At 62.1% G+C, this 18,541-nt stretch carries 10 protein-coding genes; 5 read left to right on the top strand and 5 right to left on the bottom strand.

Annotated features, from left to right (window positions below):
• The first annotated feature begins 202 nt into the window (after window positions 1–202).
• Genes recC through recD form a run of 3 tightly spaced genes read left to right on the top strand, consistent with a single transcriptional unit; the run spans window position 203 to window position 9,467 of the window.
• Window positions 203–3,688, top strand: a complete 3,486-nt coding sequence (recC, locus tag IFT99_RS11935; RefSeq protein ID WP_192132485.1) for an exodeoxyribonuclease V subunit gamma — start codon at window positions 203–205, stop codon at window positions 3,686–3,688.
• Complete coding sequence (recB, locus tag IFT99_RS11930; RefSeq protein ID WP_192132483.1) at window positions 3,685–7,383, top strand: exodeoxyribonuclease V subunit beta; 3,699 nt, start codon at window positions 3,685–3,687, stop codon at window positions 7,381–7,383. The genes recC and recB overlap by 4 nt, the downstream gene beginning before the upstream one ends.
• Complete coding sequence (recD, locus tag IFT99_RS11925) at window positions 7,380–9,467, top strand: exodeoxyribonuclease V subunit alpha (protein WP_192132481.1); 2,088 nt, start codon at window positions 7,380–7,382, stop codon at window positions 9,465–9,467. Before recB ends, recD begins: the two co-directional genes overlap by 4 nt.
• Before the next feature lie 3 nt (window positions 9,468–9,470).
• On the opposite strand, the gene IFT99_RS11920 is transcribed toward recD, so the two are convergent.
• From IFT99_RS11920 to IFT99_RS11900, 5 genes are all read right to left on the bottom strand, one after another.
• Window positions 9,471–11,021, bottom strand: coding sequence for an amino acid ABC transporter permease/ATP-binding protein (locus tag IFT99_RS11920; protein ID WP_192132479.1), 1,551 nt, complete (start codon window positions 11,019–11,021; stop codon window positions 9,471–9,473).
• A 165-nt stretch (window positions 11,022–11,186) separates the two neighbouring features.
• Complete coding sequence (locus IFT99_RS11915) at window positions 11,187–12,005, bottom strand: ABC transporter substrate-binding protein (RefSeq protein ID WP_192132477.1); 819 nt, start codon at window positions 12,003–12,005, stop codon at window positions 11,187–11,189.
• A gap of 74 nt (window positions 12,006–12,079) precedes the next feature.
• Window positions 12,080–13,144, bottom strand: coding sequence for an isopenicillin N synthase family dioxygenase (locus IFT99_RS11910; protein WP_192132475.1), 1,065 nt, complete (start codon window positions 13,142–13,144; stop codon window positions 12,080–12,082).
• A gap of 13 nt (window positions 13,145–13,157) precedes the next feature.
• On the bottom strand, window positions 13,158–14,009 hold the full coding sequence (locus IFT99_RS11905; protein ID WP_192132473.1) for a sugar phosphate isomerase/epimerase family protein: 852 nt from the start codon (window positions 14,007–14,009) through the stop codon (window positions 13,158–13,160).
• Between the two features lie 408 nt (window positions 14,010–14,417).
• The gene (locus tag IFT99_RS11900) at window positions 14,418–15,365 is read right to left on the bottom strand and encodes a LysR family transcriptional regulator (RefSeq protein ID WP_192132471.1); all 948 of its coding nucleotides are present in this window, start codon (window positions 15,363–15,365) and stop codon (window positions 14,418–14,420) included.
• 186 nt (window positions 15,366–15,551) lie between these two features.
• Between IFT99_RS11900 and IFT99_RS11895 the strand changes: the two genes are divergently transcribed.
• Entirely contained in the window at window positions 15,552–16,880 is a 1,329-nt protein-coding gene (locus IFT99_RS11895) for an MFS transporter (protein ID WP_192132469.1), read from the top strand.
• A gap of 57 nt (window positions 16,881–16,937) precedes the next feature.
• The gene (locus tag IFT99_RS11890; protein WP_192132467.1) at window positions 16,938–18,464 is read left to right on the top strand and encodes a CoA-acylating methylmalonate-semialdehyde dehydrogenase; all 1,527 of its coding nucleotides are present in this window, start codon (window positions 16,938–16,940) and stop codon (window positions 18,462–18,464) included.
• Window positions 18,465–18,541: the final 77 nt, after the last annotated feature.

Raw genomic sequence — 18,541 nt, 5'->3', positions numbered from 1 at the left:
TCGTCAAGATTAAATTCCAGAACCCCATTTGCGAAAGCAGATGGGGTTTTGTTTTTGCGCGCGGAAAAAGCTGCCAACCTCTTATCGCTGCATCACCACCCATAAGGGAATGTTCGCCAGTCGCCCTAGCAACATCGAACGCTAACAAGTCCGCTCCCTCTGGTAGTCTTCTCCCTCTTTTGAAAGACCAAGGGGCGCAGCTATGCCGGTGACATCCAATCTTAACTCCGGATTTATGGTGGTCCATGGGAATCGCCTGGATGAGCTGCGTGGCCTAGTGGTGTCATGGATGCGGCGTTACCCGCTGACGCCCCTTGAGAACGAAGTGGCGCTGGTACAAAGCAACGGTATTGCTCAATGGCTGAAGCTCGCTTTGGCCGAAGATGCACAGGACGATGATCAAGGGGGTTGCGGCATTGCCGCTGCGATTGATGTGCAGTTGCCTGGCAGCTTCATGTGGCAGCTGTATCGGGCGGTGTTGGGCAAGGCCGAGATCCCGGAAACCTCGTTACTCGATAAAGCTCCCTTGACCTGGCGTTTGATGCGATTGCTCCCAGGCCTGATCAATCAGCCACACTTCGAGCCACTGCAACGATTCCTGACGGCCGATACGGACCTGCGCAAGCGTTACCAACTGTCCGAGCGACTCGCTGACCTGTTCGACCAATATCAGGTGTATCGCGCCGACTGGTTGGAAGACTGGGCTGCTGGCAAGCACCAACTCAGGACCGGTCGGGGAGAGGCAAAGCCGCTGAAAGCAGAGAACTGCTGGCAAGCCGAACTGTGGCGTGCGCTGCTCCATGATGTCGGGGCAGAGGGCATGGCCCAGAGCCGTGCCGGTGTGCATCAGCGTTACATCGAGCGCATCAACAGCCTGACCGAGGCGCCGGCCGGTTTGCCCGCGCGGGTTATCGTTTTCGGTATTTCCTCATTGCCCGCCCAGGCACTAGAGGCGCTTGCCGGGTTGGCTCGTTTCAGTCAGGTCCTGCTCTGCGTTCATAATCCTTGCCGCCATCACTGGGCAGACATCGTGGCTGACAAGGATCTCCTGCGTCACGAATACAAGCGTCAGTCGCGAAAACCCGGCATGCCGGTGGTGCTGAATCCTGACGCGCTGCACCAGCACGCTCACCCGTTGCTGGCGGCGTGGGGCAAGCAGGGTCGTGATTACATCAATCTGCTGGACAGTCATGACGACCCAAACAGCTACCGATCGATTTTTCGCGACGGGCGCATCGACCTGTTTAGCGAGAGCGAGCCTGCGACTGTCCTGAACCAACTTCAGGACGATATCCTCGAGCTGCGCCCTTTGAGTGAGACCCGTGACGTCTGGCCGCCCGTGGACATCAAGACTGACCGCTCCATTCGCTTTCATGTCGCCCACAGTGCCCAGCGCGAAGTGGAGGTGCTGCATGACCAACTGCTCGCGCGCTTCAGCAAGGATCCGGACCTGCGTCCCCGGGACGTCATCGTCATGGTGCCGGACATCGACAGCTACGCTCCCCACATCCGTGCGGTATTCGGCCAGCTGGACCGTGACGATCGCCGCTTTATCCCCTTCACCCTCGCCGACCAGGGCCAACGCGGCCGTGATCCGCTGCTGATCGCCGTTGAGCATCTGCTGAAAATTCCGGACAGTCGATTCCCGGTCAGTGAAATCCTCGATCTGCTGGACGTCCCCGCATTACGCGCGCGGTTCGGCATTGATGAGCGTGACCTGCCAACCCTGCATCGCTGGATTGAAGGGGCGGGTGTGCGATGGGGGCTCAATGCAGACCAACGCGAAGGGCTGGGTCTGCCGGAACAGCTTGAGCAGAACAGCTGGCATTTTGGCCTGCGTCGGATGCTGCTGGGCTACGCCGTCGGTGCGGGTGCGGCTTACGACGGCATTCAGCCGTATGACGAAATCGGCGGGCTGGACGCGGCTTTGATTGGCCCTCTGGTGTCCCTGATCGATGCGCTTCAGGTCGCGCACAACGAACTCTCCCGGCCCGCCACACCCGCCATGTGGGGCGCGCGCCTTCAGGCGATCATGCAGCTGTTCTTCATGGCTGACAGCGAGCATGACGACTACCTGCTCAGTCAGCTGGAAACCCTGCGCGAAACCTGGCTGCAGACCTGCGAGACCGTTGCCCTGGAAGAAGAGCTGCCCTTGACGGTCGTGCGTGAAGCCTGGCTGGCCGGGCTTGATCAAGGGCGGCTATCCCAGCGCTTTCTGGCCGGTTCGGTCAACTTCTGCACGCTGATGCCGATGCGCGCGATTCCTTTCAAAATCGTCTGCCTGCTGGGCATGAATGACGGCGATTACCCCCGAGCGCAGCCGCCGCTGGATTTCGATCTGATGGGCAGCGACTACCGTCCCGGCGACCGTTCCCGGCGTGAGGATGATCGTTATCTCTTGCTCGAAGCGTTGCTGTCTGCACGTGATCAGCTGTACATCAGCTGGGTCGGGCGCAGCATTCGCGACAATTCCGAGCGGCCGGCTTCGGTGCTCATCGGGCAGCTGCGCGATCATCTGTCCAGCGGCTGGCGACTGGCCGATGCCATCGAGCCCGAGGACGATAAAAAGCGTGATCCGGGGCAACAGTTGCTGCACAAACTGACCGTTGAACATCCGCTGCAGCCGTTCAGTGCCAAATACTTCCAGGAGAACCCCGAGTTCTTCAGCTTCGCCCGTGAGTGGCAGGTGCTGCACGAAGCCGTCATGGAAGCGGATGAAACAAAAGCGCTGCAAAAGCACCAGCAGGAAGAGCCCTTGAGCCTGATGCAGTTGCAGGATTTTCTGCGCAATCCGGTGAAGCACTTCTTCAGCCAGCGCTTGAAGATATTCTTTGAGGTCGCCGAGGCGCCATTGGCGGACGAGGAGCCTTTCGTGCTCGACGCGCTTGAGCGCTATGGCCTCAGCGACAGCCTGTTGCAAGCAGCGCTAACAGATCCGGAGCACATTCAGGAATCCCTACATGCTCAGGCAACGCGCTTGCAGGGAAGCGGCTTGCTGCCGATGGCCGGCTTCGGCACGTTGCTTCAGGATGAATTGATCGAACCGCTGCCCGACCTCGTCGCCCGTTATCACGAGCTACTGATTCGCTGGCCGGTGAGGCTGCACAGCGCGCTGCCGGTCAGTTATCAGCATCAGGGCGTCGAGCTCGATGGCTGGGTCGATGGGCTTTATCAGAACCCTCAGAACGAGTTACTCGCGATCACCGCTATTCCCAATGCCATCGCCAGCAAGAAGACGCGCAAGTGGCATCGGCTGACCAAGCCGTGGGTGAACCATTTGGTGGCCTGCGCGTGCGATCTGCCGTTGACCACGGCGCTGGTGGCCAGCGACGAGACGCTTTTGCTGCCGCCGCTGGACAAAGACACCGCCACGCGCACGCTGAATGACCTGCTGCTGGCCTGGCATCAAGGCATGCAACGACCGCTGCCGATTGCAGTGAAGACGGCGTTTGCCTGGCTGGGTCAGAACGATGAGGCCAAAGCCGACGCCGCCGCGCGCAAGGCCTATGAAGGCGATGGCCAGAACAGCAAGGGTGAGCGTGCCGAAAGCACCGCCCTGGCGCGTCAGTTCCCGGACTTCGACGTGTTGCTGGGCAGCGAGGAATTCGGGGGCTGGTGCGAGGCGCTGTACAAACCGATTTTTGAAGCGCCCTGGCAGGCACTTTCTCGCGAGGAGGCCGGCGCATGAGTGACGCACAACAACCATTGGCCCTGCGCTTCCCGCTGAAAGGCAGCCAGCTGATTGAAGCCAGCGCCGGCACCGGCAAGACGTTCACCATCTCGGCGCTGTACCTGCGTCTGGTGTTGGGGCATGGCAGCGAGGACTCAGGGTTTGGCCGTGAGCTGTTGCCGCCCCAGATTCTGGTGGTGACGTTCACCGACGCGGCGACCAAGGAACTGCGCGACCGCATTCGCACGCGACTGGCTGAAGCCGCGCGGTTCTTCCGTGAGGAAATCGACGCGCCCGATGCATTGATCGCTGGCTTGCGGGACGAGTTCGCCATTGAGCAATGGCCCGCCTGCGCCAGCCGTCTGGACATCGCGGCGCAGTGGATGGACGAAGCGGCGGTATCGACCATTCACAGCTGGTGTCAGCGGATGCTGCGCGAGCACGCCTTCGACAGCGGCAGCCTGTTCACCCAGAGTCTGGAAACCGATCACACCGATTTGCTGAGCGAAGTGCTGCGCGATTACTGGCGCAAGTTCTGCTACCCCATGAGCGGTGACGCGCTGATCTGGGTGCGCGAGAACTGGAGTGGCCCTGCGGCGTTGCTGCCAAGGGTGCGCGCGTTGTTCGGCAGTGAGCGGGGGAGCGTAACCGAAACCCCGACCGAGCTCATCGAGCAGTCGATCCAGGAACGGCGCGAAACCCTCCGCCAGCTCAAGGCGCCCTGGGCCAACTGGGCCGCCGAGCTGCATGCGATCTGCATCGACGGCGTCGCGTGCAAAGTGGTCGACGGTCGCAAGATGCAGGAGCGTTATTTCAGGCCCTGGTTCGACAAGCTGATTGCCTGGGCCAATGACGATGAGCAGGAGCAACTCGACCTTGGCACCGGTTTCACCCGGCTGACGCCCGACGGCATTGCTGAGGCGTGGAAGAACAACCCGCCGTCGCACCCCGCGTTCGAGGCGATGGTCGAGCTCAAGGTGGCGCTGGACACGCTGCCAACGCCCGATGCGGCGGTGCTCGAGCACGCGGCGCAATGGGTCGGTGCGCGCTTTGAAGAAGAGAAGCGGCGCCGCGCGGAAATGGGTTTCGACGACATGCTGCTGCGCCTGGATGCGGCGTTGCGCGGAAGTGGCGGCGAGCGCCTGGCGACCCTGATCCGCGAGCAGTTTCCCGTCGCCTTGATCGATGAGTTTCAAGACACCGACCCGGTGCAGTACCGCATTTTCGACAGCATCTACCGGCTTGAGGCCAACGACGAAAGCACTGGCCTGTTCCTCATCGGCGACCCGAAGCAGGCGATCTACGCCTTTCGCGGCGCCGACATCTACACCTACTTGCGCGCCCGGCAGGCCACGACCGGACGCTTGCACACGCTGGGCACCAACTTCCGTTCCAGCCACGCGATGGTCGATGCGGTGAACCACGTGTTCACGCGCGCGGAAACGAGCGAGGCCGGTCGCGGCGCGTTCTTGTTCCGTACGCCTGAGGACAATCCCGTGCCGTTTCTGGCAGTCGGGTCTCAGGGCCGTAAAGAGACGTTGCAGGTCGACGGTGAGGTCCTCGCGGCGCTCAACGTCTGGCAGCTGGAAACCGATCAGCCGGTGTCGGGCACGGTCTATCGTCAGCAACTGGCGGCGAGTTGCGCCAGTGAGATCGTCCGTTTGCTCAACGCCGGTCAACAAGGGCAAGCGGGCTTTGCGAAAGCTGGCGAGCCGTTGAAGAACCTGCTGCCCGCCGACATCGCGATTCTGGTGCGTGACGGCAAGGAGGCTCAGGCCGTGCGAGGCGAGTTGTCGGCGCGGGGCGTGCGCAGTGTGTACCTCTCGGACAAGGACTCGGTGTTTGCGGCGCAAGAGGCCCATGACCTGCTCGCCTGGCTCAAAGCCTGCGCCGAGCCTGACGCCGAGCGAACCCTGCGCGCGGCCTTGGCCTGCATCACCCTTGCGTTGCCGCTGGCCGAACTTGAGCTGCTGAATCAGGACGAACTGGCGTGGGAAAACCGCGTCATGCAGTTCCGCGATTACCGGCGCATCTGGCGCACCCAAGGCGTGCTGCCCATGCTGCGTCGGCTGCTGCACGACTTCAAACTGCCGCAGGCGCTGGTTCAGCGAACCGATGGCGAGCGTGTGCTGACCAACCTGCTGCACCTCAGCGAACTGATGCAGCAGGCCGCCGCCGAGTTGGATGGCGAGCAGGCGCTGATTCGTCATCTGAGCGAGCACTTGGCGCTGTCAGGTCAAGCGGGAGAAGAGCAGATCCTGCGCCTCGAAAGCGATGAGCAACTGGTCAAGGTGGTGACCATCCACAAATCCAAAGGCCTGGAATACCCGCTGGTATTCCTGCCCTTCATCTGCTCGACGAAGCCAGTGGACGGCAGCCGTTTGCCGCTGCACTTTCACGACGCCGATGGCCACGCGCAGATCAGCCTCAAACCCACGCCGGCGCTGATTGAGCAGGCGGATGACGAGCGTCTGGCAGAGGACCTGCGTCTGTTGTATGTGGCCCTGACCCGCGCGCAACACGCGTGCTGGCTGGGCGTTGCCGATCTCAAACGCGGCAGCAACAGCGCCTCGATACTCCATCGTTCGGCGTTGGGCTACTTGCTTGGCGGCGGGCAGAAGCTGGCTGGATCGGTGGCGTTGGGGCAGTGGCTGCGTTCGCTGGCAGAAGGTCATCCCGCCGTTAAGGTTGAGCCTGTGCCGCTGCCCACGACCGAGTCCTTCAGCGCGCCGCGCAGCGAGGTCGCGTTGAGCAAGCCGCGCGTGCCCCGGCGCAGCGCTCGGGAAAACTGGTGGATTGCGTCCTACAGCGCGCTGCGCATCGGTGACACCATCACCGACAGCGGCGATCAGTCGCCAGACAGCCCGCAAGCGCAGAAGCTGTTCGACGATGAGCGTCTTGACCCGGATGCGCCGCGGGAGGTGATGGTCAGCGGCGGCGATATCCACCGATTCCCGCGCGGCCCCAACCCCGGCACCTTTCTGCACGGCTTGCTGGAATGGGCCGGTGAGAAGGGCTTTGCCGAAGCGACGGCTGATCCGCTGGCGCTGGAGAAAGTCGTGGCGCAACGCTGTAACCGCCGCGACTGGAAAGGCTGGATCAACACGCTGACCGACTGGCTGCAGCATCTGCTGACCCTGCCGCTGCGTTTGGGCGCAGACGTACAGCCCATGGCCTTGTGCGGGCTGGATCAGCCGAACCAGTACCGCGTCGAAATGGAATTCTGGTTCGCCTGCTCGAAGGTCGATGTGGCGCAGATGGACGCGCTGGTGCGCCGCTACACCCACAACGGCGCGCCTCGCGCGGCGGCAGAAACGGTTTCGCTGAACGGCATGTTCAAGGGCTTCATCGACCTGACGTTCGAGCACGAAGGTCGTTACTTCGTCGCCGACTACAAATCCAACTGGCTGGGCGTCGACGACGATGCCTACACCGAGCAGGCGATGGAAAACTCGATTCTGGAGAACCGCTACGACCTGCAATACGTGCTCTATCTGCTGGCCTTGCACCGTCAGCTCAAAGCGCGTCTTGCCGACTACGATTACGACCAGCACATGGGCGGAGCGGTCTACCTGTTCGTGCGCGGCAGTCGCGCAGTGAGTCAGGGCGCGTGGTTTACCCGACCGCCCCGCGCGCTGATCGAAAGTCTCGATCTGCTGTTTCAGGGCCGAGCGCCGATTACGGAAGACGTGCTGTCAGGAGACCTCGTATGAACCGCACCTTCGCTCACTTGATGCCCACGACGCTGGACGCCGACAGCCTGGCCGACCTGAAACCCCTCAGCCGCGTGGAGGATTTACTGCTGTTGCTGCAGCGCTGGGTCGAACGCGGCTGGTTGCGCGCGCTGGACAAAGCCTTCGTGGCGTTCCTGGCCGACCTTGATCCTGCCGCCGATTCCCTGGTGCTGTTGGCGGCCACGCTGACCAGTCACCAGTTGGGTCACGGCCACGTCTGCCTGGACCTCTACGAAACCCTGAAAGAGCCGGACTTCGCCTTGTCGTTGCCGCCCGAGGGTGATGTGTTGTCGACGCCGATGCTGTTGCCGTCCTCACTGCTCAAATCGCTGGACGGCGCAACGTGGTGCAAGGCGCTGGAAGCCAGCGCGCTGGTTGCTCACGCCGGGGATGTCAGCGAAGCAGCGGCGCAGAGGCCGTTGGTTTTATCCGATCGGCGCCTGTACCTGCGCCGTTACTGGACCTATGAGCGGCGGATCGATGCGGCGTTGCGTCGTCGGCTGGCTCAGGTGGAAACGGGGTTCAGCGATTTGCCCCAGCGGCTGGATGCGCTGTTCGGCCCGGCCAACCCCGCGCCTGACGCGTTGATCGACTGGCAAAAGCTGGCCTGCGCCCTGGCGACCCGGGGTGCGTTCAGCATCATTACCGGCGGCCCCGGCACGGGCAAGACGACCACGGTCGTGCGCCTGCTGGCGCTGCTGCAATCGCCGGCGGTTGAGCGGGGCAAGCCGTTGCGCATTCGCCTGGCGGCACCGACCGGCAAGGCTGCGGCACGGCTGACCGAGTCGATCAGTCATCAGGTGCAGTCGCTGCAAGTGCCGGAGGACGTGCGGCAGAAAATCCCTAGCGAAGTCACCACGGTTCACCGCTTGCTGGGCAGCCGTCCGGGCACACGGCATTTTCGTCATCACGCGGGCAACCCGTTGCCGCTGGACGTGCTGGTGGTCGATGAAGCTTCGATGATCGACCTGGAAATGATGGCCAACCTGCTCGACGCATTACCGCCCCATGCGCGCATGGTGCTGCTGGGCGACAAGGATCAACTGGCGTCGGTTGAGGCCGGCGCCGTGCTGGGCGACTTGTGCCGTGACGCGGAGGCGGGGATGTACAGCCCGCAGACCCAGGCGTGGCTTGAATCGGTCAGTGGCGAAGATCTTTCCAGAAGCGGTTTGCAGCAGGGCGACGATCAGCATCAGGCGTTGGCTCAGCAAGTGGTGATGCTGCGCCACTCGCGGCGTTTCATCGCGGGCAGCGGTATCGGTCAGTTGGCCAAACTGGTCAATCAGCAGCAGGACCAGGAAGCGCGTGCATTGCTCGCGGCTCGTCAGTACCCGGATTTGTTTTCCTTGGTGCTCAAAGGTGAGCAGGACCGTGCGCTGTCGCGGCTGTTGCTCGACGGTCACGGCGATGGCCCACAAGGCTACCGTCATTATCTGGGCGTGATGCACGCGCAGCGGCCGCAAGACCTGACGCAGATCGAAGACCCGCGCAGCGTCGAGTGGGCGCGGCAGGTGTTGAATGCGTTCGATGAGTTCCAGCTGCTGTGTGCCGTGCGCAAAGGGCCGTGGGGCGTGGAAGGGCTGAACCGAAGGATCACTGAAACGCTGTTCAGCGCCGGGCTGATCGAGAGTGATCATCAGTGGTACGAGGGCCGCCCGGTATTGATGACGCGCAACGACTACGGGCTGGGTTTGATGAACGGCGACATCGGCATCGCCCTGCGTCTGCCCGAGGGACCGATCGAGGAGAACCGTCAGGCGCTGCGGGTCGCGTTTCCGCGTAATGACGGCAGCGGCGGCGTGCGCTTCGTGCTGCCGAGCCGGCTCAATGACGTGGAAACGGTGTACGCGATGACCGTGCACAAGTCCCAGGGCTCGGAGTTCGCCCACACGGCGCTGATCCTGCCCGAGGCGCTGAACCCGGTGCTGACCAAGGAGCTGATCTACACCGGCATCACCCGGGCCAAGCACTGGTTCAGCCTGATCGAGCCGCGTCAGGGCGTGTTTGAAGAAGCCCTGCGGCGCAAGGTCAAGCGCCTGAGCGGGTTGATGTTGGGGCTGTGAGGCTCACGCCTCTTTGAGCGCAGGCGCTGGTTGCGTAACGGCGTGATCCAGCCCCATGAACGTGCGCACGCGCGCGCCGCACTGGTTGGCAAGAATCGTCTGCGGCGCGGCGTCGACCTGCACGATGCCGTTTTCCATGAAAATCACCCGGTCGGAAATGGACAGGGCGAAGTCCATCTCATGGGTCACGATGAGCATGGTCATGCCTTCCTTTGCCAGGTCGGCGATGACCTTGAGCACGTCGCCCACCAGCTCCGGGTCCAGCGCAGACGTCGGTTCGTCGAACAGCATGATCTGCGGGTCCATGGCCAGGGCCCGGGCAATCGCCACGCGCTGTTGCTGACCGCCGGATAATTGATGGGGGTATTTGTGCGCGTGGGCCAGCAGCCCGACCTTGTCGAGCAGGACGTAGGCGCGTTGCTCGCTGACGTCGCGGTCGCGGCCGTGATACCGCGGCGCGAGGGTGACGTTGTCGAGAATGGTGCGGTGGGGGAACAGGTTGAAGTTCTGGAACACCATGCCGATGCGCTGCACGCCACGGCGGATCTGCGGCGCGTTGGGATTGTCGCCCGCGTGAATATAGCCCTCGCCAAACAGTATGATCTCGCCCTTGTCGATGGTTTCGAGGCTGTTGACCGTGCGGATCAGAGACGTCTTGCCCGAGCCTGACGGGCCGATGATCGAGATCACCTGACCGGCGTCCACTTCCAGACTGATCCCCTTGAGCACTTCATGCTGGCCGTAGCTTTTGTGGATGTTGACCAGTTGCAGCGCCGGCGCCGAGCCCGGTCCTGTTGTCGGCTGACGCGTCACTGCGGGCTGCGTGACCAGGCTGGCGCGCAGGTTACTCAGGGCAGTGTCGTCGAGGGTCTGCGGCTTGCGATTGCTCAGCTCCAGGTGCTGCTCCAGCCAGTGAAACAGCCAGCCGAACACCGTCACGATCATCACGTAATACACCGCGACGGCCGACAGCGTTTCCATGACTAAAAAGTTTTGCGCGTACAGGCGTTGGCCCACGGTGAGCAGTTCGGTGAGGGAAATCACTGACACCAGCGAGGTCAGTTTCACCACGGTGATGTATTCATTCACCAGCGTCGGCAGGGAGATACGGAACGCCTGGGGGATGACGATAAGCCGCTGCATGCCGATCAGGCCGACGCCCAGGGCGCGGCCGGCTTCTTTCTGGCCCTTCGCAACAGAGATCAGGCCGCCGCGGTGAATCTCCGCCATGTACGCCGCTTCCGTGACCACCAGCGCCAGAAGGCCGGAGTAGAAGGGGTTGGACAGCACGTCGCGGGTGACCGGAAACATCTGCGGCAGGTTGTAGGTAAACACCACCAGCACCAGCAGCGGGACACTGCGGAAGAACCAGATATAAATCGACGCCGGAACGCTGATCCAGCGCGCGGTCGACAGCTTGGCCGAGGCCAGCAGGAAACCCAGCAGCATGCCGATGAACCAGCCCAGGGCGCTGAGCTCGATCACGGTGATGCAGGACTCCCAGAAGTCAGCGACCGAGAACAAAGAAAAAAAGTAGGACCATTCGAATTGCATACGCACCTCAGCAGGGCGGGGCCCGGCGGGATTCCCTTATCAAACGCGATCCCCTGCCGGAGTGAGCTTGCTCGCGATGACTTCGGTACAGCCGACCTATCTTCATCGGCTGTTACGGCCAATCGCGAGCACGCTCACGCCTACAAGGGGTGAAGCATCAAGCCGTCAGTTGGCAGGCTCTTCCAGGTTGTATTTCTTCAACAGCGCAGCGTATTCGCCGGATTTTTTGGTCTCGTCGAAAGCCTTGAGCAACGCCTGATAAAGCTCGTCATTGCCCTTCTTCACGTAGATGCCAAGCGTTTGCTGGTAGATGGAATGCTCGGTGCTGACCACCACGCGGCCCTTGGTGCGTTCGGCGATCATGCCGGCGGCGCCGTCGATTTCCACTTGCGCCTGGACGTTGCCCGACAGCAGCGCCTGGGTGACTTCCGGTGCCGACGGGAATTCGCTGACGGCGACCGGGCCTTTGCCTTTCGGCACGCAGTATTCGGCGGACAGCTTGTTGAACTGGGTGACCCAGGTGGTGCCCTTTTCCAGGCCGATTTTCAGCCCGCACAAGTCTTCCGGCACCTTGGGTTTGATCGGACTGTCCTTGAGCACCATGATCGCCGCGCCCGTTACGGCGTAGGGAATGGTCTGGGCCTGGGTCTGGCGCTCCGGCGTGATGTACATGCCTGAAATGATCGCGTCGTAGTGCCCGGCATTGAGGCTGAGGATCAGGCTGGAGAATTTGGTGTCGACAAACTCGGCCTTGAGGTCCATGTGCTTGGCGAGCAGGCGTGACAGGTCCGGGTCGGCCCCGACGACGTTCTTCTTCTCGTCGTAGGACTCGAATGGCGGGTAGGTGATTTCCATGCCGACCTTGAACTGCCCGGGCGTCACCGTGGTGGCAGCCTGCGCGGCGGATGCAGCAAACAGGGATGCGCCGAGCACGGCAGAGGCAAGCACGGTCAAGCGGACAGCAGTGTTCAGAGTGTTGCGCATCGTCGGTGACTCCACGTCAGGAAGGTAGGGCTGGGTGTGCTGATTAGTCGGGCGGGGCAGAGGGACGTACCGCATCACGATGCGTCCTGTGTCTGATTCTTCAGGTGGCCGAAGCTCGACGGCTTGCGTGCCTTTTCGTACAACTTGATTTCGCCGTTCTCGACCTTGCGCCGCAGGTACTGGTAGGTCTGCAATGCCTGACCGAACATGTGCTCGCCGATGGTGATCTCTTCGTAGTCGGCCGTGCCCTTGTCGAACTGCGGAAGAGGCTTGATCTGGGTGTGGAAGTCGCAGGCGAAGAACAGCGGAAACGAATAGCGCTCCTCGCTGACGGTGCGTACCCGGTGAGCCGTAGCAACGAACGTACCAGCGGTCATGACCTCCAGCATGTCGCCGATGTTGACCACAAACGCGCCGTCCACCGGCGGCGCGTCGATCCATTGACCCAGGTCGTTCATCACTTCCAGCCCGGGCTTGTCGGCCAGCAGCATGGTGAAGCACTCGTAATCGGTGTGCGCACCAATTCCGGGCGCGTCCTGGGCGGCGCCGTCGAACGGGTAATGGATCAAACGCAGCTTGGAGGGCGGGCGGGTGACCATCGCCTCGAAGTAGCCTTCCCCCAGGCCCAGCGCCAGCGCAAAGCCGTCGAACAGGCGGCGGCCCAAGGCAAATACTGCCGCGTAATACGCCTGCACCGCAGGGCGAAAACCGGGCAGGTCCGGCCATTCGTTAGCGCCGATCAGCGGGGTTTTAGCGATCACCAGCGGGTCTTCGTCGCCCACTTCAAAACCGATATCGAAGGCTTCCTTGTGGTCCGGCTTGCCCTTGGCGTACACCTCTTCGCCCTCGGGCACAAAGCCTTTGTGGCTGCGTGAAGTGCCGATGTAGTGCTGCATTTTGTAGTCGAGGGATTGGGCGAACAGGTCCTTGGCCGCCTGACGCAGACCGTCGATCAGCGACGGCGCAATATCGTGATTTTTCACGTACAGAAAGCCCACTTCCCGCGCCGCCTTGCCCAGTTGGTCGGCGACGGCCTGACGCAGGGCGATGTCGGGGCTGAACAGCCCGGCGATATCGACCACCGGGATGCTGCTGAAATTGGCGACTTTCGGGGCTGCCGCGTGCGACGGATCAGGCATGACGAAACGCTCCTTATCGGCTTGTTGTGTGGGTGAAGCGCTGGAAATGTTCGCGTTCGGTCTGGCCCATCCACACGTTCAGCGACCAGAGATCGGCCACCGGTACATTGGTGAAGGGCAGGTGATGCAGATAGCCGTCGGCACCGAATTCAGGCGTCATCGTGCTGACCTGACAACCCCGCGCCTGCTGGGACTTCCACACGGCTTCCCAGTGCTGCTGATGGAAGGCCAGCTCGCGGGCGTACTCGGGGGCAGCGGGATGGGGGACTTGCGGGCCCTGGTCGTAGCCGACCCGGGCCTGAATGTGATGAACGCGCTCAACGAACGCGCTGAGGTCGTCTTCCGGGTCGTCGAGCAAACGCTCGCAGGTGACGATCCAGTGGCTGATGTCGCTGGTGAAACGCAGATCGGGCAGTTGGCGGATCAGCTCAAGGGTGACCCACGGGTTGAACAGCGAGCGGGCACGGTGGGTTTCGAAAGTGACCGTCTGCCCGTGCTTGCGCGCCAGCTCCAGTGCCTGACCGAAGAAGTCCACCTGCTGCGGCAATTGCCAACGGTCATTGCCGGCCAGCACGTTGACGAAGCGTGGCGCCAGTTCGGTTGACCAGGCGAGCTTCTGCTCCAGGTCAGTGAGGTGTTCTGCGGTGGTCGCTGATTGTTCCGGGAGGACGTCGTAGGCGGTGAAAACGGTGGCGATGTAAGGCACGTGATTGGCGCGCAGGAAGGCGCCGAATTCCGCGCGTTCAACCGGCGTCAGCGGCAGGCGTGCTTCCATGCCGTCGAACCCTGCTTCCAGCAGCTCGTCCAGCGCCTGGGCCTTGCTGGCGCGATAGCCCCAGAGCGTGCGGAAGATTTCCAGTTTCATCGAGCGTCCTCAAAGATTGCGTCGTGCGGCTGACGTGTTACCCCAGACAGGGCTCCGCCACGGCGCAGGCCGAGACGGGGTACAGTGGCAGTCACATCAGAAAAGGCAATCTTCGGGCCGTGTCTCTACTGGACGGGCTCCTTTATTGGGGCCGATCTTAGATTCGGCCGATGAACGGGAAGAATAGGAAAGCTTAAATGCATAGTTCAGAGATTTCTGAACTATGGTGGGAAGGGGCTTTTTAGATGGGGTTTCCAGCCATTCGACGATCTGGTGGGAGTGAGCTTGCCCACGAAGAGGGGCGGCCATCCAATGCATCTTCAGCGGCTGAAATGCCGCTTTCGTGAGCAAGCTCACTCCCACAGGATCGCGTTGAGCCGAGACACTCTGTCCACAGCCGACTTCTCATTAATCCACAAACGTCATCCGCCCGGCTTTACCCAACAGAAACCCCTGATTGCGCTCGGTCGCCTCGCGGATGTAATCCCACAACAAAGTAATCCGCTTGAGCTTTCTCAGGTCCTCCCGGCAGTACATCCAGAACTGCCGCGTGATATCCACCTCACTCTCCAGCACCGGCAGCAGTCGCGCATCCTGTGCCGCCAGAAAGCACGGCAGAATCGCCAGCGCTCGTCCCTGCAGCGCGGCGACATATTGGGCGATGACGCTGGTGCTGCGCAGGGTGGCGTGGGCGCCGGGGAGGAGGTTGCTGAGGTAGAGCAATTCCGAGCTGAACGCCAGGTCGTCGACGTAGCTGATAAACGGATGGTCAGCGAGGTCTTCGGTCTTGAGGATCGGCGCGTGGTTGTCGAGATAATCCTGGGTGGCGTAGAGCCTCAGGCTGTAGTCGCACAGCTTGCAGCACACGTAAGGCCCGTGCTCCGGACGCTCCAGCGCGATAACGATGTCTGCCTCGCGCTTGGACAGGCTGATGAAGTGCGGCAGCGGCAGGATATCCACTGAAATGGCCGGGTACGTGTCGGTGAAGTGACTGAGTTGCGGGGTGATGAAGAAGCTGCCGAAGCCTTCGGTGCAGCCCATGCGCACATGCCCCGACAATGCGACGCCGGAGCCGGACACCTGCTCGCAGGCGATGTGCAGCGTGCTTTCAATGGACTCCGCAGCGCCAAGCAAGCGTTGGCCTTCTGCAGTGAGGATGAAGCCGGTGTTGCGGGATTTCTCGAACAGCAGCGTGCCCAGTGACGTTTCCAGCGAGCTGATCCGTCTCGACACCGTTGTGTAGTCCACCGCGAGGCGTTTGGCCGCGGAACTGGCCTTGCGCGTGCGCGCCACTTCGAGGAAAAACTTCAGGTCATCCCAATTAAGGGCGCTCAAGGACGTGATGTTTTTTTGCATGTTGGACCTGCTTTTATGTGCGTTCTTATTAGAAGTTTGCACATCTATACTCCGAAGCGCGGCCGGATCCAACCAGCCCTTAATGCCTGATGCAGTGCCTGAATCCAACGAGGAAACGCCCCGGCAAATCGCTCTACCCCCAAACGCCATAACACCCTGCACAACAATAAATAAGCGGAGGAGTTTATGAAGAACGCTATTACGGCGGACGCTGGCGCACTCGATGCCAGTCCCGTGAAAAACGCCCGATCCTACCGGCTTGCCGGCGCGGCGAGCATGGCTGGCACGACCATCGAGTGGTACGACTTTTTCCTCTACGGCACAGCTGCCGCACTGATCTTCAACAAGATCTTCTTTCCTGCACTGGACCCGATCATCGGTGTGCTGGCGGCGTTCGCCACCTACGCCGTGGGCTTTCTCGGCCGGCCGCTGGGCGGCATTGTGTTCGGTCATTTCGGCGACAAGATCGGGCGCAAGTCCATGCTCCTGTTCACCCTGATGCTGATGGGCATTCCGACCATCATCATCGGCCTGATTCCGACCTACGAACAGATCGGCTATTGGGCCGCAGTGCTGCTCGTCGCGATGCGTTTCTTGCAGGGCATGGCCGTCGGCGGCGAGTGGGGCGGGGCGGTGCTGATGGCCGTCGAACATGCGCCCGAGGGCCGCAAAGGTTTCTACGGCAGCCTGCCGCAAACCGGCGTTGGCGCAGGGCTGGTGCTGGCGTCGCTGGCGATGGGCATGGTCGCCAAACTGCCGGAGGCCGACATGCTCAGTTGGGGCTGGCGGATTCCGTTTCTCGCCAGCGTCGTGCTGCTGGGCGTGGGCTGGTTGATTCGCTTGAAAGTGCCGGAGTCGCCCGATTTCGAGAAGCTCAAAAAAGACAACATCGCCGTCAAGGTGCCGCTGTTCAAAGTGTTCCGCGAGCACCCGAAAGAAACCCTGACCATCATCGGCGCACGCACCGCCGAGAATGCCTGGTTTTACATGTCGGTGACCTTCGCGTTGGCGTACGCCGCCAACCAGTTGCTCATCCCCCGCGCTGACGTGCTGAGCGCGATCACGGCTGGCGCTGCACTTTCTCTGGTCACGATGCCGCTGTGTGGGCACCTGTCCGACAAGGTCGGTCAGAAACGTCTGTATTTCGCCGGGCTTCTGCTGCTCTGCGCCTTCGTCTATCCGTTCTTCGCCATGCTCGGCACCCGCGAACCGCAGATGGTGTGGTGGGCGATGGTGTTGGCGGTGGGCGTGGTCTTCCCGATCCTCTACGCGCCGGAATCTCTGCTGTTTGCCCGTCAATTTCCGGCGGAAATTCGCTACAGCGGCATCTCCGTCTCGGTGCAGTTGGCGGGCGTTCTGGGCGGCGGATTCGCGCCGATGATCGCCACGCAATTACTGGCCATGGGCGGCGGCAGTCCGCGCTACGTGATCGCCTACCTGATCGGCATGGCGCTGGTGGCTTTGGTCTGTACCGCGCTGATGAAGCGCGATCCCCCTCGCCATCGCGCTGCCTGAAATCGACTTTTTTCAGCGCGGCCAGGCCGGCGCGCTGCCTTGAATGGAGCAATGGCAATGAACGTGTCACTGAACAAACACAACACCACCGTGGCCCGCGTGAAACTGCTGATCGGCGGCGAATGGGTTGAGTCGCAAACCACCGAGTGGCTCGACGTGGTCAACCCTGCCACCCAGGAAGTGCTGGCCCACGTGCCCTTCGCGACGGCCGCCGAGGTCGATGCCGCTGTCGCCGCCGCGCAGAAGGCCTTCGCAACCTGGCGGCACACGCCGATTGGCGCCCGCATGCGCATCATGCTCAAGTTGCAGGCGCTGATTCGCGAACACTCCAAACGCATCGCCGCCGTACTCAGCGCCGAACAGGGCAAAACCATCGCAGACGCCGAGGGCGATATCTTCCGTGGCCTGGAGGTGGTCGAGCACGCGTGCTCCATCGGCACACTGCAGATGGGGGAATTCGCCGAGAACGTCGCCGGTGGCGTGGACACCTACACGCTGCGTCAGCCCATCGGCGTCTGCGCAGGGATCACGCCCTTCAACTTCCCGGCGATGATTCCGCTGTGGATGTTCCCGATGGCCATTGCCTGCGGCAACACCTTCGTGCTCAAGCCATCCGAGCAGGACCCGATGTCGACCATGCTGCTGGTGGAGCTGGCGGTTGAGGCGGGCGTGCCAGCGGGCGTGCTCAACGTTGTGCATGGCGGCAAAGAGGTGGTCGACGGGATCTGCACCCACGAGGACATCAAGGCGGTGTCCTTCGTCGGTTCGACGGCGGTGGGCACTCACGTTTACGACCTGGCGGGCAAACACGGCAAGCGCGTGCAGTCGATGATGGGCGCGAAGAACCATGCCGTCGTGCTGCCCGATGCCAACCGTGAGCAGACCCTCAACGCGCTGGTCGGCGCCGGTTTCGGTGCGGCGGGTCAGCGCTGCATGGCGACGTCGGCGGTGGTCATGGTCGGCGCGGCGAAGCAGTGGATTCCCGATCTGAAGGCGCTGGCGCAGAAGCTCAAGGTAAACGCGGGAAGCGAGCCGGGCACCGATGTCGGGCCGGTTATCTCAAAGCGCGCGAAACAGCGGATTCTTGATCTGATCGAAAGCGGCGTTCAGGAGGGGGCCACCCTCGAACTGGACGGGCGCGGCATCACGGTAGCGGGCTACGAGGACGGCAATTTCGTCGGGCCGACGCTGTTCACCGGCGTGACGACGGAGATGCAGATCTACACTCAGGAAATCTTCGGGCCGGTGCTCGTGGTGCTGGAGGTCGACACGCTGGATCAGGCCATCGCCCTAGTCAACGCCAACCCGTTTGGCAATGGCGTCGGGCTGTTCACTCAGAGCGGTGCGGCAGCGCGCAAATTCCAGAGTGAAATCGACGTAGGTCAGGTCGGCATCAACATCCCGATTCCGGTGCCGGTGCCGTTCTTCAGCTTCACCGGTTCGCGCGGTTCGAAGCTGGGTGATCTGGGACCGTACGGCAAACAGGTGGTGCAGTTCTACACTCAGACCAAGACCGTCACCAGCCGCTGGTTCGATGACGACAGCGTGAATGACGGCGTGAATACGACGATCAATTTGCGTTGAGTGCGACGCGCTTTGAGCGGGCCTTGCTTGCTCGCGATCGCGTTGCGTCATTCAGCGTTGCGCTTTCTGAACGATCG

The organism is Pseudomonas sp. CFBP 8772 (genome assembly GCF_014841665.1).
Classification (GTDB): domain Bacteria; phylum Pseudomonadota; class Gammaproteobacteria; order Pseudomonadales; family Pseudomonadaceae; genus Aquipseudomonas; species Aquipseudomonas graminis_B.
Note: the sequence above shows the minus strand (reverse complement) of the source record. Positions and strands in the feature narration are given on the sequence as shown.

What these genes read in the sequence shown, in the direction of transcription:
- recC (WP_192132485.1), top strand. Translation starts at nt 203, where the DNA reads ATGCCGGTGACATCCAATCTTAACTCCGGATTTATGGTGGTCCATGGG.
- recB (WP_192132483.1), top strand. Translation starts at nt 3,685, where the DNA reads ATGAGTGACGCACAACAACCATTGGCCCTGCGCTTCCCGCTGAAAGGC.
- recD (WP_192132481.1), top strand. Translation starts at nt 7,380, where the DNA reads ATGAACCGCACCTTCGCTCACTTGATGCCCACGACGCTGGACGCCGAC.
- IFT99_RS11920 (WP_192132479.1), bottom strand. Translation starts at nt 11,021, where the DNA reads ATGCAATTCGAATGGTCCTACTTTTTTTCTTTGTTCTCGGTCGCTGAC.
- IFT99_RS11915 (WP_192132477.1), bottom strand. Translation starts at nt 12,005, where the DNA reads ATGCGCAACACTCTGAACACTGCTGTCCGCTTGACCGTGCTTGCCTCT.
- IFT99_RS11910 (WP_192132475.1), bottom strand. Translation starts at nt 13,144, where the DNA reads ATGCCTGATCCGTCGCACGCGGCAGCCCCGAAAGTCGCCAATTTCAGC.
- IFT99_RS11905 (WP_192132473.1), bottom strand. Translation starts at nt 14,009, where the DNA reads ATGAAACTGGAAATCTTCCGCACGCTCTGGGGCTATCGCGCCAGCAAG.
- IFT99_RS11900 (WP_192132471.1), bottom strand. Translation starts at nt 15,365, where the DNA reads ATGCAAAAAAACATCACGTCCTTGAGCGCCCTTAATTGGGATGACCTG.
- IFT99_RS11895 (WP_192132469.1), top strand. Translation starts at nt 15,552, where the DNA reads ATGAAGAACGCTATTACGGCGGACGCTGGCGCACTCGATGCCAGTCCC.
- IFT99_RS11890 (WP_192132467.1), top strand. Translation starts at nt 16,938, where the DNA reads ATGAACGTGTCACTGAACAAACACAACACCACCGTGGCCCGCGTGAAA.